Annotated in this window: 26 protein-coding genes and 2 tRNA genes; 16 read left to right on the plus strand and 12 right to left on the minus strand. The window is 61.3% G+C overall.

The genetic code is table 11. The annotated features are described in order from the left end of the window. Position 1: 1 nt before the first annotated feature. The 3 genes from V7660_RS12745 to V7660_RS12755 form a co-directional block, all read right to left on the minus strand. On the minus strand, positions 2-1498 hold the full coding sequence (locus V7660_RS12745; RefSeq protein ID WP_335603430.1) for a spinster family MFS transporter: 1497 nt from the start codon (positions 1496-1498) through the stop codon (positions 2-4). 28 nt (positions 1499-1526) lie between these two features. Continuing rightward, positions 1527-3044, minus strand: a complete 1518-nt coding sequence (locus tag V7660_RS12750; protein ID WP_335603431.1) for a spinster family MFS transporter — start codon at positions 3042-3044, stop codon at positions 1527-1529. Between the two features lie 144 nt (positions 3045-3188). Beyond that, on the minus strand, positions 3189-4040 hold the full coding sequence (locus V7660_RS12755) for a hypothetical protein (RefSeq protein ID WP_335603432.1): 852 nt from the start codon (positions 4038-4040) through the stop codon (positions 3189-3191). A 76-nt stretch (positions 4041-4116) separates the two neighbouring features. On the opposite strand from V7660_RS12755, the gene V7660_RS12760 reads away from it, so the two are divergent. Continuing rightward, positions 4117-4794, plus strand: coding sequence for a Fe2+-dependent dioxygenase (locus tag V7660_RS12760; RefSeq protein ID WP_335603433.1), 678 nt, complete (start codon positions 4117-4119; stop codon positions 4792-4794). A 5-nt stretch (positions 4795-4799) separates the two neighbouring features. Here the strand turns inward: V7660_RS12760 and radC are convergent, their stop codons facing one another. Then, entirely contained in the window at positions 4800-5480 is a 681-nt protein-coding gene (gene radC / locus V7660_RS12765) for a RadC family protein (RefSeq protein ID WP_335603434.1), read from the minus strand. A gap of 137 nt (positions 5481-5617) precedes the next feature. On the opposite strand from radC, the gene V7660_RS12770 reads away from it, so the two are divergent. Further along, positions 5618-6214, plus strand: a complete 597-nt coding sequence (locus V7660_RS12770) for a cupin domain-containing protein (RefSeq protein WP_335603435.1) — start codon at positions 5618-5620, stop codon at positions 6212-6214. Between the two features lie 6 nt (positions 6215-6220). Here the strand turns inward: V7660_RS12770 and map are convergent, their stop codons facing one another. The 3 genes from map to V7660_RS12785 form a co-directional block, all read right to left on the minus strand. Continuing rightward, positions 6221-7042, minus strand: coding sequence for a type I methionyl aminopeptidase (gene map, locus V7660_RS12775; protein ID WP_335603436.1), 822 nt, complete (start codon positions 7040-7042; stop codon positions 6221-6223). Positions 7043-7142: 100 nt separating this feature from the next. Further along, positions 7143-7379 carry a hypothetical protein gene (locus V7660_RS12780; RefSeq protein ID WP_335603437.1) on the minus strand — a complete coding sequence of 79 codons (237 nt, stop codon included), beginning with the start codon at positions 7377-7379 and terminating at the stop codon, positions 7143-7145. Positions 7380-7401: 22 nt separating this feature from the next. Continuing rightward, a complete protein-coding gene (locus V7660_RS12785; RefSeq protein WP_335603438.1) occupies positions 7402-7839 on the minus strand; it encodes an OsmC family protein in 438 nt (145 codons plus the stop codon). Positions 7840-7965: 126 nt separating this feature from the next. Between V7660_RS12785 and V7660_RS12790 the strand changes: the two genes are divergently transcribed. The 7 genes from V7660_RS12790 to V7660_RS12820 all read left to right on the plus strand — a co-directional run bounded on the left by V7660_RS12790 (position 7966) and on the right by V7660_RS12820 (position 13637). Further along, positions 7966-9306 (plus strand): serine hydrolase domain-containing protein, encoded by a 1341-nt coding sequence (locus tag V7660_RS12790; protein WP_335603439.1) that lies wholly within the window; start codon positions 7966-7968, stop codon positions 9304-9306. Between the two features lie 23 nt (positions 9307-9329). Further along, complete coding sequence (locus tag V7660_RS12795; RefSeq protein WP_335603440.1) at positions 9330-10103, plus strand: competence/damage-inducible protein A; 774 nt, start codon at positions 9330-9332, stop codon at positions 10101-10103. Next, entirely contained in the window at positions 10100-10585 is a 486-nt protein-coding gene (locus V7660_RS12800; protein ID WP_335603441.1) for a hypothetical protein, read from the plus strand. The genes V7660_RS12795 and V7660_RS12800 overlap by 4 nt, the downstream gene beginning before the upstream one ends. Before the next feature lie 74 nt (positions 10586-10659). Next, positions 10660-11442 (plus strand): enoyl-CoA hydratase, encoded by a 783-nt coding sequence (locus V7660_RS12805; RefSeq protein ID WP_335603442.1) that lies wholly within the window; start codon positions 10660-10662, stop codon positions 11440-11442. A 6-nt stretch (positions 11443-11448) separates the two neighbouring features. Next, positions 11449-12660, plus strand: coding sequence for an acetyl-CoA C-acetyltransferase (locus V7660_RS12810; RefSeq protein WP_335603443.1), 1212 nt, complete (start codon positions 11449-11451; stop codon positions 12658-12660). A gap of 73 nt (positions 12661-12733) precedes the next feature. Then, positions 12734-12820: transfer RNA gene (locus V7660_RS12815), tRNA-Leu, on the plus strand. A gap of 280 nt (positions 12821-13100) precedes the next feature. Then, positions 13101-13637: an MlaC/ttg2D family ABC transporter substrate-binding protein gene (locus V7660_RS12820; protein WP_335603444.1), complete on the plus strand. Its 537-nt coding sequence runs from the start codon at positions 13101-13103 to the stop codon at positions 13635-13637. 13 nt (positions 13638-13650) lie between these two features. Here the strand turns inward: V7660_RS12820 and V7660_RS12825 are convergent, their stop codons facing one another. From V7660_RS12825 to V7660_RS12835, 3 genes are all read right to left on the minus strand, one after another. Continuing rightward, the gene (locus tag V7660_RS12825; protein ID WP_335603445.1) at positions 13651-15471 is read right to left on the minus strand and encodes a cation:proton antiporter domain-containing protein; all 1821 of its coding nucleotides are present in this window, start codon (positions 15469-15471) and stop codon (positions 13651-13653) included. Between the two features lie 159 nt (positions 15472-15630). Further along, positions 15631-16305, minus strand: a complete 675-nt coding sequence (locus tag V7660_RS12830) for a TorF family putative porin (protein WP_335603446.1) — start codon at positions 16303-16305, stop codon at positions 15631-15633. 171 nt (positions 16306-16476) lie between these two features. Continuing rightward, positions 16477-17292 carry an SDR family NAD(P)-dependent oxidoreductase gene (locus tag V7660_RS12835; RefSeq protein WP_335603447.1) on the minus strand — a complete coding sequence of 272 codons (816 nt, stop codon included), beginning with the start codon at positions 17290-17292 and terminating at the stop codon, positions 16477-16479. A gap of 147 nt (positions 17293-17439) precedes the next feature. Here V7660_RS12835 and V7660_RS12840 point away from each other — a divergent pair, with 147 nt between their 5' ends. Beyond that, a complete protein-coding gene (locus tag V7660_RS12840; protein WP_335603448.1) occupies positions 17440-18384 on the plus strand; it encodes a hypothetical protein in 945 nt (314 codons plus the stop codon). Positions 18385-18400: 16 nt separating this feature from the next. Beyond that, positions 18401-18853, plus strand: a complete 453-nt coding sequence (locus tag V7660_RS12845; RefSeq protein WP_335603449.1) for an ion channel — start codon at positions 18401-18403, stop codon at positions 18851-18853. On the opposite strand, the gene V7660_RS12850 is transcribed toward V7660_RS12845, so the two are convergent. Further along, positions 18850-19827 (minus strand): hypothetical protein, encoded by a 978-nt coding sequence (locus tag V7660_RS12850; protein ID WP_335603450.1) that lies wholly within the window; start codon positions 19825-19827, stop codon positions 18850-18852. The genes V7660_RS12845 and V7660_RS12850 overlap by 4 nt on opposite strands. Positions 19828-19970: 143 nt before the next feature. On the opposite strand from V7660_RS12850, the gene V7660_RS12855 reads away from it, so the two are divergent. The 4 genes from V7660_RS12855 to V7660_RS12870 all read left to right on the plus strand — a co-directional run bounded on the left by V7660_RS12855 (position 19971) and on the right by V7660_RS12870 (position 24048). Beyond that, complete coding sequence (locus V7660_RS12855; RefSeq protein WP_335603451.1) at positions 19971-21974, plus strand: acetyl/propionyl/methylcrotonyl-CoA carboxylase subunit alpha; 2004 nt, start codon at positions 19971-19973, stop codon at positions 21972-21974. Positions 21975-22140: 166 nt separating this feature from the next. Beyond that, positions 22141-22587, plus strand: coding sequence for a DUF805 domain-containing protein (locus V7660_RS12860; RefSeq protein ID WP_335603452.1), 447 nt, complete (start codon positions 22141-22143; stop codon positions 22585-22587). A gap of 145 nt (positions 22588-22732) precedes the next feature. Continuing rightward, complete coding sequence (locus tag V7660_RS12865; protein ID WP_335603453.1) at positions 22733-23254, plus strand: DUF805 domain-containing protein; 522 nt, start codon at positions 22733-22735, stop codon at positions 23252-23254. Between the two features lie 23 nt (positions 23255-23277). Continuing rightward, on the plus strand, positions 23278-24048 hold the full coding sequence (locus tag V7660_RS12870) for a hypothetical protein (RefSeq protein WP_335603454.1): 771 nt from the start codon (positions 23278-23280) through the stop codon (positions 24046-24048). Here the strand turns inward: V7660_RS12870 and lipB are convergent. Next, positions 24045-24743, minus strand: a complete 699-nt coding sequence (lipB, locus tag V7660_RS12875; protein WP_442910049.1) for a lipoyl(octanoyl) transferase LipB — start codon at positions 24741-24743, stop codon at positions 24045-24047. The two genes, V7660_RS12870 and lipB, sit on opposite strands and share 4 nt — an antisense overlap. An 85-nt stretch (positions 24744-24828) precedes the next feature. On the opposite strand from lipB, the gene V7660_RS12880 reads away from it, so the two are divergent. Further along, positions 24829-24913 (plus strand) — tRNA-Leu (locus tag V7660_RS12880). The last annotated feature ends 35 nt before the right edge of the window (positions 24914-24948 follow it).

The raw sequence follows: 24948 nt of genomic DNA on the forward strand, positions 1-24948 counted from the left end.
ATTAGGCGGTCTTGGCGATCATGTCACGCTGCAGCGTCTTGCCCGCCAGCAGATAGTGGATGGCGGCCCAGCCATAGATCGACGCGAAGATGATGATCGACCATTGCAGGCCCCTTGCGTCAGCGCTGTTGCAAGCCGTGACCTGATCGGCCGTAAGACCGACGGCCTCCTTGCACAGGTCCAGTGTCAGGCCGAGATCCGCCCCGGAAATCATCATGGTCTTCAGTACCGTTGACAGCAGGCCAATCAGCGTAGGCCCGAGCCCGAGCCCGATCAAATTGACGGCGAAGAGGGTGATCGCCACAGCGGTAGCGCGGGTGCGGGCGTCCACGACACCGGCAGAGACAGCATACATTGGGCCGAGATAGAAATAGTGCAGCATGGCAGCGGCCATCAGGGGCGGCAGCATCAGGGCCACGCTGGGGCTGAGATAGCCGAGCCAGTAAAGCGGCACGGACAGGCCCATGCCGAGCGCTGGCATCCAGGACAGGGCTGTCGGATAGCGCTTTGAAAGGCGGTCGGCCAGGAAGCCTGACAGGAAGACGCCGATCGCCGCCATCAGGCCAAGCACCAGCGAGAAAATCAGGGCTGCCTGGGTAAGTGTGAGCTGGTGCGTACGTAGCAAGAAGGAGGTGGAGAAAGCGGCAATGCCATAGCCAGCAAAGGAGGCCAGGGCCGCGCCGGTCACGACATGGACATAGGTCGGTTTCTTGCTGAGTTTCTTCAGGGCGGCGCCAAAGGTTTCGCGTTCAGGCTTGGACGCGTTCGGCGGATCGGTGTAGCCGCGCGGTGGCTCCTTGACCGTCAGGCCGATGATGAGCGCGAAAAGCAGGCCGGGCAAGCCGACGGCAATGAAGGCAATCCGCCAGCCCTCAAGGCTTTTCCAGTCGACGAGACCGGTGGCCCAGTTCCAGCCCCAGCCTTCGAGCAGGGCATGAACATTTTCGCCGGTAACGTAATCATTGATGGGGCCGGCAGCGAGGCCGGCGCACATGCCGCCGAGCGGAACACCCAGCGCGTAGATGGACGCGGCGGTGGCCCGGCTACCGGGCTTGAAATAGTCCGCGATAACCGACTGGGCGGGCGGCGTGCACCCGGCCTCACCAACTCCGACCAGAAGGCGGAAGGCGAACATGGTCGCGAAACTGACAGCAAATCCGCACAGGACGGTCATCAGGCTCCACATGGTCAGCGACACCACGATAATCATCATGCGGCTGGTCTTTTCCGAGAAACGGGCAATCGGAATGCCGAGCGTTGTGTAGAAAGTGGCAAAGGCGAGCCCGCCCAGCAGGCCCATCTGCCAGTCTTCAAGGCCCAGACTGTTGCGGATCGGATCGGTCAGGATGCCGAAGATCGACCGGTCGATGAAATTGAAGATGTAGACGATCAGGAGCGAGGACAGGACATAGGCCCGATATCCCTTGGTGCGGTAACCGGTTTCAAAACCGGGCTTTTCGTCCAATGTTGCAGAAGGGGCGGCGGTCGTATCTGTCATACTGTTGGTGTCTTTCCGTCGCTGTGTTTCAGGCGCCCATACCGGCGGTCGGTGCATCCGGATTATACTTGTCCTTCATGAAGGAGCGGGCCGCCATGAAGTAGCAGATCGCGGCAGCGATGAAGACAAGGACCGTGGCGGCCATGGAATGGCGCAGGCCATTGGCATAGGCCCGGCAAAGCTCGGGGCCTTCCGCGCCGAGCGCCGCCGGGTCCGTGCCGCAGAGGCGCGGATTGAAGCTGTCTGCAAAGGCCGAGAGCCCTGCCTTGCTGATTTCCTCGCTCATGAAGAAGTCGCTCATCGCGCCGACAAAGAGCGGCCCGATGCCATTGCCGATCAGGCTGACGATCAGCAGCAGGACGGCGATCGTCGTGGCGCGCGATTGCGGGCTGACGATGGCGGTGCCGACCATGTACTGGCTGGACAGGTAAGCGTAATGCATCGTGCCGGCGATGATCCAGAGACCGAAAGCGATCTCGATGGTCGGGGCGAAGAAGGCGCCCACATAGGCTGGTATTGCGATCAGCAGGCCGACGCCGGGCAGCCAAGCGGAGATCGTGCTGAAACGGCCTTCGAGTTTCTCGGAAATGAAGCCGCCGAGGAACGTGCCGAAAGCCGCGACAGCGGCCAGGGGCGCGCCATAGAGCACGGCTGCGTCGCGCACATCAATGCCGTGCACACGCTGCAGGAAGGGTGCCTGGAAGCTGATCAGGCCATAACCGACAAAGGCGACGAGGGCCGCGCCGAGCGACAGCCACCAGAAGGTGGGCTTGGTCGCGAATTCGCGGAAAGCGTCAAAGAAGGGGGCTTTGCCATTACCTCTGGCCGATGGCGGGTCGGAATAGCCGCGTGGCGGTTCCTTGATGGTGAACATCAGAATGATGGCGATCAGCACGCCCGGCGCGCCCACCGCGACAAAGGCGATGCGCCAGCCCTCCACGGTCGACCAGTCGAGATTTCCGAACAGGCCGCCGAGGCCAATGGAGCCGATCCAGTTGCCGAAATCCGCGCCCTTGATGCCCGCAATCGTGCCGCCGAATAACTGGGCCAAGACCCCGCCCAGCGTCACGCCCATGGAATAGATGCCGAGCGCGCCAGCCCGGCTCTTGGGCGGGTAATAATCGGTGATCAGCGAGTTGGCGGGCGGCGTGCAGCCTGCCTCGCCGACGGCAACGCCAACGCGGAAGATGAGCAGCCAGATGAAGCCCGCGGCGACCCCGCACAGGGCGGTCATGACCGACCAGATGATGATGCAGAGCGCAATGATCATGACGCGGTTGGCGCGGTCGGCCCACATCGCGATTGGAATGCCCATGGCGGCATAGAACAGCGCGAAAGGCGGGCCTGACAGCAGGCCCCATTGCGTGTCATTCAGCTGGAATGTGTTGATGATCGGCTGGGCAACGACCGAGATGAGTGTGCGGTCGATGAAGTTCAGCGTGTAGACCAGCATCAGGGCGATCAGCACATAGGTGCGATACCCTTTCGACCCGAAACCCGTAATATGTCCGCCCGTGGCCGTTTGGCCGGCTGTCGTGTCGGTCATCCGCCGAAATTCCTCCCGAAAATACCGGGCGCGTCTTGGCGGCGCCTCTCTACAAGTCTCCCTACGGTAATGTGATGCGCAGGGCGCGCAAGACCTTACTCTACGACAGCGTATGAGTGAGGTCTTGCGTTGGTAAAATTGTCGTTACTGGCTGAGAGCCAGCTGGACTTCCGATGCGGCCACGGCGAGGGCCGAGGCATCGGCTTCCATCGGATCGGGGCGCAGGGCCGTCGGGTAGGCGTCGGCCAGTAGCGCGAGGGCCGCGCGGATCGCCTCAGCGGCTTCGGCATTCTCGGCCGCAATGTCGCTTTCAGCTTCGAGGAAGGTGCGTTCAGCAGCCTGGTAGAAGCCATATCCGTCAAGATAGGTCTCGTAGAAATCGGAATCGAGCGCGAGACGGTACATGTCGGAGGCGCGGTCAATCTGGTCAGAGGCGACGCGCGCGCTGATCATGGCATCAGACGCGTCCGTGGCTGGGGCGCTCTCGGCGGCCTTGTCCAGCGCGGCAAGGATCTTGTCGGTGCGGGCGCTGATCTCGTCCTGGCTCTCGCCAGCGAAGACCGCGGCGGATGTGTCGCTGAACAGGTCCGTGAAATCGGCGACGCCCTGAGCGGCGAAGACCGGTTCCATATCGAACAGGACTTCCGAGACCGGGTGGGCATACATCTCGGCGGCGGCTTGGGTTTCGCCTTCGGCGTGGGCATCGCGGGCAGCCAGCACGTGGGCCGCAGCAATGGCCAGCGCTGCCTTGTAGACGACCGGGTCTGTATAGGCCGCATCAATCGTCACGCCGCCTTCGCCTTCGCCGCCTTCAGTGGCGAGCGTGGTGGCGCCTGCTGCAGGGTCGGTTTCGGTGGCCGCTTCCGGCTGGGAAATTTCCGTGCCGGCGTCGTCAGCAGGCGCGGCAGGCTCGCTGCAGCCTGCAAGGGCGCCGGTCATCAGCACGGTCCCGAGACCAAGGCTGGTCCACTGCTTCAGTTTGGTGTCAAAGGCCATGATATACTTCCTCTTTGTGTCGATCTGCTATAGCGGTGAATGACGCAAATGCAAATTATTCGCAAGTAGGCGCAACATGCTTTTGACCCTTTCCAACGTCCTGGATGAAACAGATCTCAACGATGCCCGCGATCTGGTCGCGACGCTTGGTTGGCGCGATGGCGCCGAAACGGCGGGCGGCATGGCCCGCGCGGTCAAGCGCAACCAGCAGGCCGATCTGACGTCTCGCACCGGGGCGCAGGTGCGTCAGTTGCTGAAAGCCAAGGTGGAGCGCCATCCGGTGTTGCGGGCGGCGGCCCAGCCGCGCCAGTTCTCGAAACTGATCATCAGCCGGACCCAGGACGGCGGCGGTTATGGCCATCATGTGGATAATCCGTTCATGGGGGCGGGGGAGTCACGCCTGCGGACGGATCTTTCCTTCACGCTCTTCCTGTCCGACCCGGACAGTTATGAGGGCGGCGAATTGGAGATCGAGCTGGCGGGCATGACCCAGACCGTGAAATTGCCGGCGGGGGACCTGGTCCTTTATCCTTCGACCAGCCTGCATCGGGTTGTGCCGGTTACGTCCGGCACACGCCTCGTCTGTGTCGGCTGGATCGAGAGCGGCGTGAGCGATGCAGCCGTGCGGGAAATTGTCTTCGATCTGGAAAACCTGAAGTCCAGCCTGTCCGGCAAGCTAGACATGCAGTCGCCGGAAATGCTGGTCCTGTCGAAAAGCATTTCGAATCTGGTGCGCCGGTTCGGCCAGAGCTGAGACGTCTAGATCAGGCCAGCTGATTTCAGGCTGGTGACGCCGCCGGTCCCGGCGATCAGATGGTCATGTACGGTGATGTCAAACGGGTCCAGCGCGTCGATGATCTCGCGCGTGATGTCGATATCGGCGCGGGAGGGGGTCGGGTCCCCGGACGGATGATTGTGCACGAGGATCAGGGCAGAGGCGTGCAGCTCCAGCGCGCGGCGGGCCACCTCGCGCGTATAGACCGGCGCATGGTCGACCGTGCCGTGTCCCATGATCTCGTCCGCGATCAGCTGGTTCTTCCGGTCGAGGAAGAGGATGCGGAACTGTTCGCGCTTTTCATGCTGGAGTTCGGTGCGGACATAATCAATCAGCGCCGACCATGAGGATATGGCAGGTTTCTTCCGGATCGTCTCCCGGGAGGCCCGCGCATTCAGCTCCGCGATGGCCTTGAGATAGGCGGCGACGGTCTCGCCGACACCGTCTATCTTGATGAGATCAGAAGTTGGCGCGGCGAGGATGGCCGACAGGCTTCCGAACCGGGTCTCCAAAGCCTTGGCGATTGGCTTCACATCCCGGCGCGGGATGAACGCCATCAACAGCACTTCCAGGACTTCGTAATTATTCAATGCGGTCGCCCCCCGCGTCAGCAATTTGCTGCGCAGGCGTTCGCGATGGCCTTTCCAGTGGGGTTCTTCGGGCATCGTGCTCATTATGGTTGAAAGACCACGAAACGCGATCCCGATAAAGTAGCTACGATCATCTTGTTTTGGATGGGGCTTTGAGAAGTGCTGGCCTGAGCGTAGACTTGCCGTGGGACAATCCGTGGGAGGACAACAGAATGCTCAACAGACTCATTGTTATCGGGGCCGGTGCGCTGGCGCTTTCGGCCTGCATGACCCCTCCGGTTGCGCATGTGCACGCCCACCCGGACAAGCTGGTTGTGTCAGGGGCAGGGGACGATATCGAAAACCCGTTCCATCCCGTGCGGCTGCTATTGTCATCGGAAGAGTCAGTGGGAGATGTCACGGTCTATGAGTTCGAGCTGCCGCCGCGCAGTCCGGGCTCGCCGCCGCATACGCACACGCGCGAGGACGAATATTTCTACATCGTCTCCGGCGCGCTCAGCGTCATGACGGGCGACCAGATCCTGTCGCTCTATCCAGGAGACTTCGCGGCGCTGAACCGGGGCAATACGCACATGTTCTGGAACGCCAGCGATGAGACGACCCGGTTGATCATGACCACGACGGGCGGATCGTTCGAAGGCTTCATGAATGAAGCAGGACCGCGGATCGCAGAGGCGAAACCGGACTCTGCAGAGGCGGCCGGCGCCGTGATCGGCGAACTGGCGGCTGAATACGGGATTACAATCTCGATGGAGAAGATGCCGCCAGAGGCCGCGCCCTTTTACATGCCGCCGCCTCCGGAAGAATAGGCCTCGCTAAAGCTGGACCTTGTGAGGCTGGTGCCAGCCTTTCGGGGAGGTGGTGAAGATTTCCACGCCATCCTCGGTCACGCCGACGGAGTGTTCGTATTGCGCCGACAGCTGGCGATCGCGCGTCACAGCGGTCCAGCCATCCGGCAGGATCGCAGCGTCTTTGCGGCCAAGGTTCAGCATTGGCTCGACGGTGAAGAACATGCCGGGCTTCAGTTCCGGGCCGGTATTGTAGTCCGAGGAGTGCACAACATTCGGCTCGTCATGGAACAGGCGGCCCAGACCATGGCCGCAAAAATCCTCGACGACCGACATGCGGTTCAGGCGGGCAATTTCGGAAATCGCGCCGCCAATGTCGCCGAAACGCTTGCCGGGCCGGATCTGGGCGATGCCCGCCATCAGCGCGTCATAGGTGATGTCCATCAGGCGCTCGGCCTTCCGTTTCACATTGCCGACGCCGTACATGCGTGAATGGTCACCATGCCAGCCATCAATGATCAGGGTGACGTCGATATTGGCAATATCGCCTTCCTTCAGCGGCTTGGCGCTAGGAATACCGTGACAGATGACATGGTTGAGCGAGATGCAGCTGGCGTGGCGATAGCCGCGATAGCCGATCGTGGCAGAGGTGGCGCCATGATCCATCACGAATTCGCGGACGAGAGTGTCGAGATGTTCGGTGGTCACGCCCGGCTTCACTTCCGGCACCAGCATGTCGAGACATTCCGCAACCAGGCGACCCGCCTTGCGCATGCCTTCGAAGCCTTCGGCATCGTGAATGCGGATTTCGCCTGTGCGCATCGGCAGCAGGAGGGAGGTGTCGGTCATCAATCGGGGCCTTTCAGGGGCAGAAACATTTGTATCTGCCCTCTAGATAGCAATTTGCCCGGTGAAGTTCCACCTTCGGGCCTGCCAAACAGGCGCAGACTCAGGCGCCGTCCGTCTTGTCGCGCTTTTCAGCGGCCGCTTCGGCGGACTCTGCAGCGCGTTTCAGTTCTTCGCGCCGCTCGTCATCAAACCGTTCGGGTTCCTGGTAAATTTCGCGCGTGCCTTCCTCGCTGATCGCTTCCGCTGTGCGGGATTTCAGCCGGCCCCGGCTGACCCCCCAGATGAGGGCGATCAGCAAGAGCAGCGCGCCTACGCCATATAAGAGTTCCGGTGCCATGGGTCTTGTTCCTCTGAAGGGGTTACTGGAGCTGAGTGCCGAGCGTAATGTCGATGGCGCCGAGGGCGACCGACATCGGGCAACCAGTCTTGGCCTTGTCCGCGATGGCGTCGAAATCATCCTTTTCAATGCCTTCAACCACGGCTGTAAGCGTCAAGGCGCTGCGCGTGATCTCAAAGCCGCCACCATCCTTCGGCTCGACGGATACGATGCATTTTGTATCCAGATCAGTCGCAGGCGTGCCGTTCTCGGCCAGCAGGTGGGAGAGCTGCATGGTGAAACATCCCGCATGGGCGGCGGCGAGCAATTCTTCCGGATTGGTGCCGGACGTGCCGCTTTCATCCTCGAAGCGCGCCTTGAAAGAGTAGGCATGATCGGTCAGCGCGCCACTTTGCGTCGTGAGCGAGCCCTGACCTTCGGCAAGGTTTCCGGACCAATGGGCCGTTGCATGACGTTTCATGGCGTGTCCTTTCAATCAATTGAGTATTGAAAAATGCAATGCGCGCAGCCTCAATACGTTCCCGCTTGCCTCGCTAAAAGGGTGCAGTCATGATCCAGTCCTGCGGGAGAAAAAGGAATGCGCTCAATGCCCAAATTGAAAGCCTGTCGTCGACACCTGATCGGGTCCACCTTCGCCTTGGCGGCCCTGTCGCTGCCGGCATTACCCGCAGCAGCGGAGCAGAATGAGGCGACAGACTGGCCATCTCCTATTCAGGTCGATTCTGCCAAGGGGTTCCGTGCGGACGGACTGAACGCGCTCGATGAGCGCCTGCAGAAATTCGTGGAGGACGGGCATGTCATCGGCCTTCAGGCCATGCTCGTAAAGGACGGACAGGTTGCCCATTACGGGGAATACGGGGTGCGTGATGTCGAGACGGCGACGCCGGTGCAAGCAGGCACGCTGTACCGGATCTACTCCATGACAAAGCCGATTACCGGCGTGGCTCTGATGCAGCTCTACGAGGAAGGCAAGTTCGATCTCGACGACCCGATCACCCAATACATTCCCGAGTTCGAGGCGCTGAAAGTCCTCGCTGGTGAGCATGAGGACGGCACCCCGATCCTGAAGGATCTGCCGCGTCCGGCGACGATGCGGGAATTGATGAGCCACTCAGCCGGGTTCGCCTATGGCCTCGGCGGGGACGATTACGCCAACGCGCAGTTTCGCGAACAGAATGTCCTCAAATCGCCGGACTCGCAGACCTTCATAGACAGGGTCGCAGGCATCCCGCTGCTACATGAGCCGGGCAAGGTCTGGTACTATTCTGTGGCGGTAGATATCCAGGGCTATCTGGTGGAGAAATTCTCCGGCATGACTCTGGGCGAATACCTGCAGAAAAACGTCTTCACGCCGCTGAACATGGATGACACCGGCTTCTACGTTCCAGACGCAGAATATGACCGCCTTTCCGACGTGATGTATTATGCGCCCGAGCAGGAAGCATTCCTGCCTTTCTACACTGAGAATGTGCAATTCCGGCAGTCGACCATCGCGTTCGAATCGGGCGGTGGGGGCCTCGTCTCGACGATCGACGACTATGCGCGGTTCTGCCAGATGATGCTCAACGGAGGCACGCTGGATAGCCATCGCGTGCTGGAGGAGAGCACCGTGGCCCTGATGCGGACAAACCAGTTGCCGCCAAATGCCGGCGTGGAATTCGACGGAACACAAAGAGGGGCTGTCGCGCCGAAGCGCCGCGACTTCGGTCTGGACTTCGCCATCATCTCCGATCCGGTCGCCATGGACAGCCCCGCCGGGACCGGCACTTATTATTGGGGCGGGGCCGCTGGCACCTGGTTCTGGATTGATCCGGAAAACGACCTATTCTTCATCGGCATGATCCAGCGCTTCGGCGCGCTGCCGGGGGAGCCCGCAGGTTTTCGTGAGGAATCGATGCGGCTCGTCTATGAGGCGCTTGAAGAATAGGCCAGTCTGGGCAAAGTGTTGGTATGATAAAAAAATCTCCTACGGCAGCCGTCCTCCTGATCGGGGACGAACTGCTCTCCGGCCGGACGCGCGACATCAATCTGCAACAGATCGCTTCCTATCTTGCGCCGCTCGGCATTCCGGTGCGCGAGACGCGGATCGTGCCGGATGTGGAGGAGGAGATTGTCGAGGCGGTGAATTCGCTGCGCGCGAAATACACCTATGTCTTCACGACCGGAGGCATCGGGCCGACGCATGATGACATTACCGCCGATGCCATCGCCAAGGCGTTCGGGGTGGAGATTTCAGAACATCCTGAAGTGACCGCCATGCTGGCGAAACGCTATGAGGAAATGGGCACGGATTACACGCCCGCCCGTCGGCGCATGGCGCGCATCCCGCATGGCGCCCAGATCGTGGCCAATCCGGTCTCCGGGGCGCCGGGCTTCCAGACCGGGAATGTCTTCACACTGGCCGGTGTGCCGTCTGTTGCGCGCGGCATGCTGGAAGATATCGGGCCGAGACTGGAGACAGGCGCAGTAATCCACAAGGTTACGATACGGGGCAGGGGCTTGCGCGAGGGCGACATTGCCGAACCGCTGGGCGCACTGGCCAAGGAGATGCCGGACGTGGCGCTCGGCTCCTATCCCTGGTTCCGGGGCATTGGCGACAATGGCGTCCACCTCGTCGCCAGCACGATTCAGGAAAGCCTGATCCCGATGATTACCGACAAGCTTGAGGCGATCATCTCCGCGACGGGCGTCCAGCCCGAGCGGGTCGAGGACGCAAACGCATGAGCTTCCTGGCGCGCACCCCGGTGATCTGGACCAGCTTCGTTCTGATGTTGGTGATCGGCGTGGGGTTCAGCCTGTTCCGGCCCATGGTCGGCGGCGCCTTACTCGACATGACCTCCGATCCGGAAGCCGCGCGGACGATCATTGCCACGATGAGCGATGCCCAACGCACGGCGCATGCCTGGGTAACCGTACTGCTGGATACGGCCTATCCGCTGGCCTATGGCGCCTTCCTTGGCGGGCTGGCGCTGCGCTTTTTCGGCAGGTACGGGAGATATGCGGCGCTACCGGCGCTTGGTGTGGTCATTATCGACCTGACGGAGAACCTCGTGCAGGTGCTGGCCCTTGCCGGATGGGTCGATGCGCTGGATGCCAAGGCCTGGCTGACTCCGTTGAAGTTCGGTCTGTTCTTCCTGGCCGCAGGCCTTGCCGTAATCGCGCTCCTCATCGGCGTCGTGAATCTCCTGCGCAAGCGCCGCGCCTGATCGCCGCAACGTCAGGCATGGTCCTTCCGAATTCCGCTCGCTAAGAGAGGGAAACAGGAAAATTGGAGGATCCCATGGCGGAAGACATCGTAAAGGTCGAACTGGACGGCCCGGTCGCGCTTGTGACGCTGAACCGGCCTGACGCGCTGAACGCCCTGAACCGCGCCCTGCGCGCCGAGATCGTCAGCGTCTTCAACGAACTGGCCCAGAACAAGGAGGTACGCGCTGTCGTGCTGACCGGGGCCGGGCGCGCCTTCACCGCCGGCATTGACCTGAAGGAGGCTGGCCAGACCGGCTTCGCGCTCGGCGCGGACGAGGATTCCAAATCGATCGACATGGCCCGCGCACTGCGGGACTATCCGTGGCCGATCATCGGCGCGATCAATGGTTTCGCGATCACCGGCGGCTTCGAGCTGGCTCTGATGTGCGACGTGCTGCTTGCCTCCGAGCATGCCAAATTCGCCGACACCCATGCCCGCGTCGGCATCGTGCCGGGCTGGGGCCTGTCGCAGAAACTGTCCCGCATGATCGGCATCAGCCGCGCCAAGGAATTGTCCTTCACCGGCAATTTCCTCGACGCGCACACAGCCGAGCGCTGGGGTCTTGTGAACCGGGTTTATGAATCCGACGAACTCGTGCCCGCCGCCATGAAGCTGGCGCACGATATGTGCGGCTCGCAGCCGGACCTGCTCAAGCAGTACAAGGCGTTGATTGATGATGGCTATGGCATGAATTTCGCCTCCGCCATGAAGGAAGAAGTCAAACGCTCCATCGCCCATGCCGACTCCGTGACGGCAGACGCCGTGGAAGAGGCGCGCAAGCAGGTCACCGCGCGTGGCCGGGACCAGCAGGAGTAGGGCGCCATGAGAGATGTAGTCATCTGCGAACCCGTCCGCACCGCCGTTGGCGGATTTGGCGGCGCCTTCAAGACCGTGCACGCCCATGAGATGGCATCGCATGTCATCCGTGAGCTGATGGCGAAAACAAAACTGCCCGCCGAGGCAGTCGAGGACTGCATCTTCGCGCAATGCTATCCGACGATGGAAGCGCCCGCCTTCGGGCGGATGGTGGCGCTGGATGCCGGGCTGACCACATCCACCGGCGGTTACCAGATCGACCGGCGCTGCGGCTCTGGCCTGCAGGCGGTGATTAACGCCGTGATGCAAGTGGCCACCGGCGCGAATGATGTCGTTATCGCGGGCGGGGCGGAGAGCATGTCGAATGCACCCTTCTTTTCCATCGACATGCGCTGGAACATCAAGGGCGATGGGCTGATGCTGCATGATGGCCTGTCGCGCGGGCGCTACACGGCTGGCGGCAAGTATCATCCCGTGCCGGGCGGCATGATCGAGACGGCAGAGAATCTCCGCCGGGACTACCAAATCACACGCGAGGCACAGGATCAGTTCGCCTGCAATTCCCACATGAAGGCGGCAGCAGCGCAACAGTCCGGCAAGTTCGCCGAGGAAATCATTCCGTACACAGTGAAAGGTCGCAAGGCCGACACGGTCGTGGATCAGGATGAGCATATCCGTCCGGATTCGTCCCTGGAGAAACTGTCCACGCTGCGCGCCATCCGGGGCAAGGTGGATGACCAGTCGACCGTGACGGCGGGCAATGCGTCCGGCCAGAATGATGGCGCGGCGGCCTGTATCGTCTGTACGCGGGAAGCCGCAGAGACATATGGCCTCAAGCCCCTGGGGCGGCTCGTCTCATGGTCGGTGGCAGGGGTTGGCCCGGAAGTCATGGGCATCGGCCCGGTGCCCTCCAGCCAGAAGGCGCTGAAGACGGCGGGGCTTGAGCTGAAGGACATCGACGTCATCGAACTGAACGAGGCTTTTGCCGCGCAGGTGCTCGCCTGCACCAAGGCGCTTGAGTTCTCCGATGATGACATGGAGCGGCTGAACGTGAACGGCTCCGGTATTTCGCTCGGCCATCCGGTCGGCGCGACCGGCGTACGCATCCTGACCACGATGCTGCGGGAAATGGAGCGCCGCGAGGCACGCTATGGCCTGGAGACAATGTGCATTGGCGGCGGGCAGGGGCTCGCGGCCGTGTTCGAGCGGGTCAGCTAGGCCGCAGCGATCCTGCAAATCCTATCCTGTATAGCCATCCCCGGCAAAACCGATTATGCCGGGGACCGGCCATGCGGGCGTGGCGAAATTGGTATACGCAAGGGACTTAAAATCCCTCGGCCGCAAGGCCTTGCCGGTTCGAGCCCGGCCGCCCGCACCATACCTTTCTCTGCCTTTGCTGAGGACCAGAAGATCCCCTGTCTGGTACGTGACTTGCATATTTCTCGCCCAAGAGGAGAAATGTCATGTACCCAGCCATCCTGTCCTGCCGTCGCCCGAAACTGCAGCTGCTGCGCCTGTCCGGGGCCTGTTTGCCGGCCCCCTATGCACCGGTTTCATGTCCAAAACGCATAGAGCCTATCTCGCCTTTCGGGGAACAAAAGGACAATCTCGTACATATCTAGAGGGCAACACGACAAGAAGTCACAAGGATTTGCCCCATGTTACGCGCTCTTATCGCCTCGACTGCCCTCGGACTCATGGCCCTGCCGGCCTTGGCCGGCCCGGAAGCGGAAGCCGTCATCGAAGGCGCGGCCAAGCACATTTCCGATCCTGAAAAGGGACGCGAAACCTTGCGCGAATCCATGGATCTGGACTCCGTCGCCAACTTCACGTTGGGAAAATACGCCCGCCGCGTGTCTGACGCGGATCGTGCCCGTTTTGCGGAAGCATTCGAGACCTATCTGCTCAGTAGCTTCGAGGACCAACGCGACAAGTTCCACGATGCCGAGATTACCGTTATCGGTTCCAAGGACCGGACCCCGACGGATTCCATTGTTGAAACACGCGTCGCCCGTCCCGGCGAAGATCCCCAGACCGTGCGCTGGCGTGTGATTGAAAAGAATGGCGAATGGCGCGTCGTGGATGTCGAAGTGCTCGGCCTGTGGCTGGCCATCGAACAGCGCGCCCAGATTGCGGCCATTATGGACCGCCCACGCGCGACGATTGATGATGCCATCAAGGCCCTCAATTCCTGATCCTGGGTAAGGGTCAGGCGGCCTCTTCGACCGTGCCTTCCAGATCTTCCTTTTCGTCCGCCTTTTCCTGACGGTCTGACGCCTCCCCGATGGTGAACAAATCGGCTTCGCGGGTAAGCCAGTCGGCCAGATCCTCGTCCGGCACACCCAGAACCCTCAGCATGTCCGCAACCATCTCGATGCCCTTTGGCTCGCTGGCCACCAGGTGCGCGCGGACATTCAGTTCAAGATATCGGTCGAGGTCGTGAATGTTCTCGACCGCTACGAGACGGATCAGGTCGGGGAACCGGCGCGTGAGGCCGGGCGTCACTTCCTTGGACACTTCATACCGCGCTTTGCCGAGTACGACAGCGCGGGCGTTGCTGCCGCCGACTGCATCCATCAGCTTCACATTTGACGCATCCCCGAAGGAGACATTGTAGCCATCGGCCACCGCAGACAGGAAGCGGTCCGGGTCTCCGTCTGTGGCAATGTAAGGGATGTCGAAATCCGCAAGTGCGTCGACCGCAAGGCGGCCTGCTGCTGTCATGCCGATCACGATGACCGGGCGTTCGCCCACCGGCTCGCTCGCCGTCTCCACCGTGACCTGCTTGCGGCGCGCCAGTTCACGCGACAGCTTGCCGCCAAGCATGGCCCAGCTCGGCGCGAGCGCCAGGGAGAGGGCGATGGCCGCGATCAGGCTGCCCATCAGGGCAGGGGGCATGTTGGCGGTGATCGAAGCCAGCGAGAGAATGACCAGGGTGAATTCCGAACCTTGCGCCAGCAGCGTGCCGAGCTGCGTGGCGCCCGGAACGCTCCACCCATTCACGCGCGCGGCGATATAGCCGAGCGCCGTCTTCACGATCAGGATGCCGAAGGCAGCAATCACGACGAGGGGCAGGTTTCGCATCAGGCCGGGCAGGTCAATCGACAGGCCGACGCTGATGAAAAAGAATGACAGCAGCAGGCCCCGGAACGGGCCCATCTCTGTCTGTACCTGGTGGCGGAAGGGCGTACCCGACACAGCAAGGCCCGCCAGGAACGCGCCCAGCGTCAGCGAGAGGCCGATAACCGCCGTGGCGCAGGCCGCAGCCAGAACGAGCAGCAGGGTGAAGGCGGTGAAGGCCTCGTCATTGCGCGTGGCGGCCAGCGTGCGGAAAACCGGGTTCAGCAAATAGCGCGAGAACAGCATGGCCGCCCCGAAGGCAATCAGGGCCTGCGCGAAAGCGAGCAACAGCGTCGCCGCCAGCGGGACAGCGTTCCCATTCAGCATGTAATCGGACACAAGGCCTGCCAGCCCTGCCATGCCGGTCTCTTCCTCCCCCAGGGAGGTGGCAAAGATCATCAGGAAGATGGCCACAATGTCCTGGAAGATCAGGACATGCGTCGCGGTCCGGCCGATCGGACAGGAATTCTGCTCCCGTTCGGTCAGGATGCGGGCGACCACGGCGGTGGAGGACAGGCCCAGGCTGAGGCCCACGGCAATGGCAATCGGCCAGGAGATGCCCAGCATGTAGAGCGCGCCGGCGCTGATCAGGCCGGTCAGCAACAGATGCATCGGCGCGAGGCCCAGCAGGTCGCTGCGGCTCTCCTTCAGCTCCCTCAGAGAGACATGCATCCCGATATCGAACAGCAGGAACACCACGCCGAGTTCGGCCAGAAGATGCGTGCCACCGCTCTCATGGATCAGGTTCAGCATCCCCGGTCCGATCAGGATACCGGCAAGCAGGTAGCCGACAATGGGGCTGAGATTGAGCGCCCGGGAGACCAGGGCTGCTGCCGCGCCGAACCCCAGAAGGGTGATTGCAGGCACAAGCGCGCCCACGGCGTCGGCAGGGCTCATTTCAGCGGCCATGGAGGGGTTCTTTCATTCGGGTGCTTATGAATTCCCAACGTAAGCAGAATTGGCCAAAAATAAAGGCCGCCAGTTCTCCAGGGAACCGGCGGCCTTCACCAGACTGCGCACGAAGGAGGGCAAAGTCTCGCACACAGTTTGAGAAGAAATTTTCGAGCGTTAGAGGCTCTTCGCGATGGTCAGCACGACGCGCTCGTCTGCGATGCCCGTATCGTCGATATCGGTATCCCAGTAGCGGAGGTCGAGATCGATGCCGACCGATGTCGAATACGTGCCGCCGAGCGACCAGTTGGTGTAGTCACCGCCACCATCAAAGGAATAGCTGCCGACGGACACGTCTGCTGCGAACACGTCGGTGAAGGCATACCCCGCAGAGCCTTCGACGTAGATGTTCTCATTGTCCGGATCCCAGTAGACGGCGCCGCCCACTTCAATGCCGCCTTCAAAGGCGTATCCCAGAGCAGCCTGCAGTTCGACGAAGTCGAGATCTTCATCGTCCGAGTCCGGATAGGAATAGTAGATAACCCCCAGATCCCAGGACACGCCATTGGCGAATTCGCTGGCGACACCGGCATAAAGGTCGAGTTCCACGTTCGAGTCGGAACCGTCTTCAAAGTCGATGTTCGATGCCCAGGTGCCCGCATAGAAGATGCCGTTGGCATAGTCGAAGCCGCCAGAGATGGCCATGTCTTCATTGGACTGCGAGACGCCGCGCCAGACATAGTCAGTGCTGAGAGCGACATTGCCAGACCATTCTCCCTCGGCAGCCGCCGTACCAGCCACTGCCAGCATCGCTACCACCGCAACCCCTGCGCGTAAAAGCTGTTGTTTCATGTTTTATTCCCCGTTGTTGAATCGCGCTGTTGCCAGCGCCAAAACCACGATGACGTGGCTTCATCCGGGATCAGAAACAAAAATATGGAGGTTGCTGGACCGCAAACGGATCGCCAGTATTTTGTGCACGCAGGTGCGACTATGCCTGAGACTTGGGCGTGTTGGATTCCCTTACCGCGCGACCAAAGGGGCGTAACCGAGGTGGGTTCCGGCATCCACCAGAAGGGTTTCTCCGGTGACATGACGCGACGCATCCGACAGGAAGAAAAGCGCCGAATCCGCAATGTCGTCGGGGCCACTGGCGGCGTTCAGCGGGGTCGCCGCCGCCACGGAAGCTTCCATTCGCTTGTACTGGTCTTCGTCCATCTTGTCCTTGAACCAGCGCGTGCCGATGAAGCCGGGGCAGATCGCGTTAACCCGAATCTCCGGCGCCAGCGCGCGGGCTAGCGACAGCGTCATCGTGTTCAGGGCGCCCTTCGTGGCAGCATAGGCGACGGATGAGCCAATGCCCGTCACACCGGCAATCGACGATGTATTCAGGACGGTGGCGGCGCGCCCCGTTTGACGGTGGCTTTCAACGAGCAAAGGCTTGCAGGCCTGCATCATCAGGAAGGGGCCAGCGACATTGACGGCGTAGAGATGCAGGAAATCCTCTCGCGTCAGGGCATCGAGGTCGGAGTGGTCGCGGGCATGCTTTGTCGTGCCGGCATTGTTGACGAGAATATCGAGCCGTCCGAATTGTGCGGCCGCGTCGGCCAGCTTGCGGCAGCCTTCATCCGTCGACACGTCAGCCTGAACGAGGCGTGACTGTGACCCCAGCGCCTGGCAATCGGCGGCGGTAGCTTCGCCGTCCTCGACTGATCGTGCGCAATTAATGATCACATCCGCGCCGCGCTCGGCCAGTTTGAGCGCTATGGACCGCCCGAGTCCTGTGGCGGAGCCGGTTACAATTGCCTTGCGACCGGCGAGGTCTTTCTGGTGTGTCATCGCGTTTTCTCCGTGAATTTCCGCATGTGTATGGTCTGGAATGTAGGGGGCGCGACGTAATAGTGGCAACAGGTTTCACCGAATTGGTCAAGAAAGCAGAAACCCCTGATTGCTACCTGTCGGTGGCTATACGGGAGACAGGGACCCATGGTCAGAACGGCCAGCGGTATTATCCAGCGCATTCAGGCCGTCTCGCACCGCTCACGCGAGGATGCGCGGCAGGTCGCGCTCGAAATGTGCTCGCGCGGGCCGAAATCCGACGCCGAGGCGCAGGCCCTGTTCGACTTCAACACACGGATGAATGGCACCGATCTCGATTGGGACAGCCGGTTTGTTCGAGTGATGGCCAGCTATGTCCTCGCACGGGAGGGCGCCAATGGCGCCCTGACCCGATCCAATCTGGACTGGCTGCAAGAACGGATCGTGTTGGGTGGCGGGCCACGCAACCGTAATCTGGCCGGCCTGTTCACGCGTCTGTTTCGCAAGGCCAGCCAGGCCCCGGACGGCTACGGCCTGGTCGTACTCACTCATCTTTGTGAGCAAATGGTACGGGATGGCCGCGCGCTGGATGACATAGTCGAACAGGTCGCCGAAATCGTGTCCCGTCTCGGCACGGAGCAGGCACCCTGGCTCAGCCGGGCCGAGGCAGCGATCCTCCTGCGGGCCCATGACCAGCTTGAGGGGTGCGAAAATGATCCGGCCTGGAATTTCCTGTTTTCGCGCGCCATCGGCAATCATCTGGTCGCCAGCGCTCATCCGAATCCCCACAGCGAGCGGCACGCGCTCAGCCGCAAGCACTGGCTCGACCAGAATGACGCGCATCCAGGGAAGTTTGTCGGCTGCCTTGCGCTCGGGTTCGACAAGGGGCGATGGTTCGAACACATAGGTCACGAAGCAGAGCGCGCGCGCCTGGCCCGTCACGCCGCAAGCCTTGCCGCGAAACGCAAACCGGATGCGGCGCCGATGCGAAATGTGTGGTGGCGCAAGAGCCCGCCACCCACCCCCATCATGACGGCAAGCCATGCCTTGGTTGACTTCCTCAACCGTGAAGCGCCAGGTCTACTGGCCGGCTTGGTGGTCGCGGCGCACTGACACGGGGAATTTTGCCATGCTCTTGCTCAATCTGATTGTGGCCGGGGCTCTGGTCGCGATTACCTTCGCCATTCACTTTGCAGGGCTGGTCGGCTTGTCAGCGCTCATCCGGCGGCGGGATATGCCGCATGTGAACCTGACCACGGTGGCGGGACAGGGACTAGCGATCTTTTTCATTCTGATCAGCCTGTTCGCGCTCCATTCGGTGGAGATATGGGTCTTCACCTTTGCCTATCTTCTGCTGGACGTATTCCCGGATATCGAAACGGCCGTCTATTATTCCACCTCTTCCTTCTCGACCGTCGGCTTTGGCGATGTCGTGATCAGCCAGGACTGGCGCATGCTGGGGGCGGCGGAATCGGTGATCGGCTTCCTGTTGCTGGGTTGGTCGACCGCCTTCCTCGTGTCTGTCTCCGCCCAGGTCCGCACCTTCGAGGCGCATATCGAGCAGCTCGACGACAAGGACTAGGACGTCTTCGCATTCGGTCGCATCAGGAAGCGCGCGCCCGCGACCGCCAGCCCGACGAGCACCAGTCCGCCAACCACCAGCGTTTCCGGCTTCGCGCCCAGATATTCAAAGTACTGGGTGTAGCCATGAATCGTCAGGAACACGATCGAGGTGATCGACAGGAAACTGCTCCGGCGTGAGGTGGCGATCACGGCCACGAGGGCGCCGATCCAGCCCAGCGTGAAGACATGGTCAGGGATTGCCAGCGCGGCTTCGCGCCACTCCGACCGGTCGGACCAGCGGCTCGGCGCAAACCAGTGCTCGCCCACACGGTCGCCCCAGAGCGAGCCGACCCAGAACCCGAAATTCATCATGAAGAAGGCCGTCCGCGCGGAGACGGTGACCAGATTGGCCCAAGCGTCCGCCAGCGATTTGCGCGCATGGTAGAGGCCGGCGGCCAGCAGGCCGAAGACGATGATGGTGATGGTCGGTTCTTCGACAAATAGGGCGTAACTGGCATGCCAGTAGCCTGTGCCCGAGCCGAGAATGGCGCCAAGGGACAGGACCGCAAAGGCGGCCAACAGGGCGGATCGGAACCAGAGCGCCGACGCGGTCATGATGAGCGCGATCAGAAGGGTCGGCAGGGTGCCGTCATCGACTTCCCGGAATTCCCACCCGACCCAGCCTGCCAAGCCCAGCGTGCCCATCAGGGTGAGCGCCATGCCAAGGGTTTTCAGGGAATTACCACGTGCGCTGCGGCGCAGGAATTCCGCGCCGCCCAGCGACAAAAGCGCCAGGATGAGGCCTGTCATGGCATTCGGGACGAGGGCAATCGTGCCGCCTGCCACGGATATCGCGCCAAAAATCAGCAGAATGTTCACCAGCAGCCCATTCTGGCGATCCGGCAGGGCAAAACCCTGCAGTCGCACCGCTTCGGCACTGTCTATTTGGCCTTTTGCGAGCAAGGCATCGAGGTCCAGCGTAATCCGGGTCATGAGCGCATCCTCCGTCAATAGTGAGCGCTTACTAACATATCTGCGGCATCGTGGCAACAGACTTCCCCTATGGGAATTGTGGACATCCCGTTTCGGGCGGCTTAGTGCAGTCGCTGAAAGACTTTACAATGGATCGAGGCAGCATGTTCAAAAAGATTCTGATCGCCAACCGGGGGGAAATTGCAGTTCGGGTCATCAAGACCTGTAGACGGTTGGGCGTGCAGACGGTCGTTGTCTATTCCGACGCAGATGCAGATTCGATGGCCGTCGAGATGGCCGACGAGACGGTTTACATCGGCGCGTCCCCGGCTTCGGAATCCTACCTTGTTGCCGACAAGATCATTGACGCTGTTCGCCAGACCGGCGCCGAGGCGATCCATCCGGGCTTTGGCTTCCTGTCTGAAAACCCTGTTTTCGCCAAACGGCTTGAGGAAGAGGGGATCGGCTGGATCGGCCCGAACGCCTACGCCATCGAAGCGATGGGCGACAAGATCAGCTCCAAGAAGCTTGCAGCCGAGGCCGGCGTGTCGACCGTGCCGGGCCATATGGGCCTGATCGAGGACACGAAAGAGGCCGTGAAGATCTCGCGCGAGATCGGCTATCCGGTGATGATCAAGGCGTCTGCCGGCGGCGGCGGCAAGGGCATCCGCGTCGCGGCCAATGACAAGGAAGTCGAAGAAGGCTTCCCGGCCGTGAAGGCCGAAGCAAAGGCCTCGTTCGGCGACGACCGCGTTTTCATCGAGAAATTCATCCTTGAGCCGCGCCATATCGAGATCCAGGTGCTCGGCGACAAGCACGGCAATTGCATCTATCTGGTCGAGCGTGAATGCTCGATCCAGCGCCGCAACCAGAAGGTCATCGAGGAAGCGCCTTCGCCGCTGCTCGACCCGGAAACCCGCAAGAAGATGGGCGAACAGGCCGTGGCCCTCGCCAAGGCTGTCAATTATGACAGCGCCGGCACGGTGGAATTCGTGGCTTCAGGCGCCGATAAAGGCTTCTACTTCCTTGAAATGAACACCCGCCTGCAGGTGGAGCATCCGGTGACCGAGATGATTACCGGCGTCGACCTTGTCGAGCAGATGCTGCGGGTCGCCTATGGCGAAAAGCTGAAGCTCAAACAGTCCGACATCAAGATCAATGGCTGGGCCGTGGAAAGCCGCGTCTATGCCGAAGATCCTTATCGCAACTTCCTGCCATCCATTGGCCGTCTAAAGCGTTTCCACGCGCCGGAAGAGGGCAAGCTGGCGGGCGGTGAAGTGCGAATGGATTCCGGCGTCCGCGAGGGCGACGAGATTTCCATGTTCTACGACCCGATGATCGCCAAGCTGATCACGCATGGCAAGGATCGCGACACCGCGCTGGATGTGCATGGCGAGGCGCTTGACCGATTCCATATCGAGGGCATTCAGGACAACATGCCCTTCATCGCGGCCGTGATTGACGAAAAACGGTTCCGCTCCGGTAATATCACCACCGCCTATATCAAGGACGAGTTCCCGGAAGGATTTGAAGGCGTAGAGCCTACCAAGGAACAGGAAACCCAACTGATCTGCGCCGCTGCCTATGTGCACGGCTTCTTCTCGCGCCGCGCCGCTGATACGAGCGGCCGCATGTCGCCGCTGCCCGAAGCGCGTCGCGACTGGATTGTCATTCTGGGCGACAAGCACCACCCGGTAACGTTGGATCTGGGCGAAGATGGCGACGCCGAAATCACCGTTAATGGTGGCAAGCCACATACGCTGGTGACACCGTGGTATCCCGGCCAGCACCTCGTGGAAGGGCTGCTGGATGGCAAGCCGTTTGCGGTGAAATTTGCCGACCGCACCGAGGGTTACCTGTTCCGTCATCGGGGTGTCGCTTTGCGGGCCCTGGTCTGCACGCCGAACGTGGCCGACCTGCATGCCCGTCTGCCGGAAAAGGAAAAGCCGGATACGTCCAAGCTGATCATTTCGCCCATGCCGGGCCTTGTCGTCTCAGTTGATGTCGAGATGGGTCAGGAAGTGCAAGAAGGCGAAGCGGTCTGTGTGGTCGAGGCGATGAAGATGCAGAACATCATCCGCGCCGAAGCCAATGGCACGGTTAAAGCGATCAATGTCGGCGCCGGCGACAGCGTCGCGGCCGACGAGATCATGGTCGAGTTCGACTAGGCAAACGTCGCCGCAAGCTGCGATTATTAACCCTGCCCTAACCAAATCGGCGCGGAATCCCGCCGCATGGGGCAGGGGACCATTAACGAGTCATCCCTTGACCTTGCTGCTGGTGCGCCGAAAATGCGCCAGTCTTTCGTGGTGAAAGCAATCAAGGGGGCCGAAAATGGTCAGTTTTCCAGACGCAGTCAAAATGTTCTTTTCCCGCTATGTGGACTTTCAGGGCCGCTCACGCCGCTCGGAATACTGGTGGGTCGTACTCTTCAACCTGATCGTGTTCGGGGTCCTGGCGGCTCTCGCATTCGGCCTCGGCGGCAATTTCGAAACCGGTGAAATGAACCCGATCGGGATGATCTTTTTCGCTCTGATGGGCCTGTATGGCCTGGCCGTGATCATTCCGGGTATTGCCCTGTTCATCCGCCGTCTGCACGATATCAACCAGACCGGCTGGATTTATCTCGGCCTTGTTGTCGCCAGCCTCATCCCGTTCATCAATTTGCTGGCATCAATCGCCCAGATCGTGATTGCCTGTATTCCCGGCACCGTCGGCCCGAACAAGTATGGTCCGGATCCGAAAAACCCCGGCGCAATGGCCGCCGACACCTTCGTCTAGGCACATGCCAGACACGGAGTTCAGGAGAGCCGGGCAGTTGTCCGGCTCTTTTTTGTTGCATGTATTTATCGTTTATTGATAAGGACGCGAAACACTATTCGCGGCTTTGAGGCGCGCAGCGCCGAAGTGAGGAGACTGAAATCCTATGGACATGAGATATGTCCTCTTGTCGTCAAAAGGCCGAATTGGCTCGCGCACCTTCCTGCGTGGCCTGTCCGTCATCACGGCGGCCTTCATCATCGTTCAGATCGCCAACACCTTCATTTCGCCAATCTTCGGCATTCTCGTTTATCCGATGGTCTATGTGTATGTCTGCTTGTTCTCCAAGCGACTGCACGATGCCGGGCATTCCGGCTGGTTCTACCTGTTGTTCCTGATCGGTTACGGTGTGGTCGGCAGCATTGTGAGCGCGCTGTTGATGCCCATCCTGTCGCCGGTTGCGTTCGAGATGTACGCCCAGTTCGGGAGTGACCTGTCCGGCGCGATGGAGGCCCTGACCGAGAATATCCAGGAATTCGAACGTCTGACGTCCCTCACCACGCTCGCGAGCTTCCTGCTCACGACGGCCTTGCTCGGCTTCATTGCGGCACGCTTGCCCACCGATCCGGACGCGAACCAGTATGGCCCGCCCACATCCCGCAATTCCATGTCCAACACCTTTTCCTGAAGACCCCAGAGGACCCGACCGGCATGACCCATCATACGACGACGCCCATCGATCCGCATCGCCCCTGGATACGTGACGTACGGGATGATCCGGCGCGCATGGACTGGATCCAGACCCTGTTCAATCCGATGGGGATGACCGGCAAGCTGCACTTCAGCCGGGCCTGGACCTTCATGTTCATGGGACGGGTGCTGTTGTTTATCGTGCCGGTTTTTGTGGCCTCTATTGCCGGTCTGGCAGGCGCGGACATGTCCGGCGCGTGGAAACCGATCAAGGCGATCGGCCTGCCATTGCCCGCCCTTCTGGTGCCGTTCTTCTTCTTCACCATTCTGACCGAGTTCACGTCCTGGGTGGCGCATGTGCGTCGCTTTGCGGAGACGAATCGTTCCACACTGAAGGCCGCCATTGTCCTGATCCCGCTTTTCCTGGGCCTGCTGGGCTTTGCGGGCGGTGTCGTGATGGGCTCAGCGCAGTTCACTGCGCAGCAGGCGAAGGTGGCGCAAGCTGAAACCGCGGTTGCGGAAGGGGGCGAGGCGGCTGCCCCGCCTGCCGACGCGCAGCCGGAAGCGAAGGGACCGCGCCGCCCGGACGGCCCGCCGCCAACCCAGATGCAGATGGCGATGGGCGCCGGCATGGGCCTGGCCATGCCGCTCTGGGCGATTTCGTCCTTCATCGTAATGCTCTGGACGCTGTTGCATGTCGCGCGCTTGCCGAATGGCGGGGTGGGCAATTTCCGCACCGGCAGCGACCTGACACAGGAAGAACAGCGGCTGGAAGCCTATAAAACGGCTTAGGCGGGTTCGCTGACCGGGTCGGCTGCTCGCACGAGGCGGCTTTCGAACACGCTCTCGAAGGCGTCCTTCAGGGCAAGGTCGACCTCATCCATCGTGGCGGGGATGCCCAGATCGACCAGGCTGGTAACGCCATAGCGCGGATCGGCGATGCCGCACGGCGTGATGCCAGAAAAGTGCTCCAGATCCGGCTCCACATTCAGCGAGATGCCGTGGAAGCTGACCCATTTCTTCAGCCGCACGCCAATGGCGGCGATCTTGTCCTCACGAAGCGGCCCGCCCGCTTTTGTCCGGTCGACCCACACGCCGACGCGGCCGTCACGCGGGCCCGCCTCCACATTGAAGGCTGCGAGGCCGGTGATGATCCAGGTCTCCAGATTCTGCACGAAGGCGCGCACGTCGCGCCCGCGCCGGGCAACATCCAGCATCACATAAGCCACGCGCTGGCCGGGGCCGTGATAGGTGTACTGCCCGCCGCGTCCGGCATCGAAGACGGGAAAACGGGCAGGGTCGCGCAGATCATCCGGCTTGGCAGATGTCCCGGACGTATAGAGCGGCGGATGCTCCAGGAACCACACCAGTTCCGGCGCGCCTTCCTCGCGGATCGCACGGGCACGTGCCTCCATGAATTGGACCGCGTCCTCATAAGGAACCAGGCGCTTTGAGACGGCCCATTCTGTGTCGGGGAATTTCTGCATCACTGGGGGCATATAGGCGACATTCGGGGCTTCACAAAGTGCTGGTGTCGCCTTATACGGCCCGTCTGCCTCAATGAAGACCAGTGCGGTCATGGCGGAATTGGTAGACGCGCAGCGTTGAGGTCGCTGTGGGGCAACCCGTGGAGGTTCGAGTCCTCTTGACCGCACCATTTTCAATCGTTCCAGCTTCGCTGAAACATTTGCA

The organism is Hyphomonas sp. (assembly GCF_036964145.1).
In the GTDB taxonomy this organism is placed as follows: domain Bacteria; phylum Pseudomonadota; class Alphaproteobacteria; order Caulobacterales; family Hyphomonadaceae; genus Hyphomonas.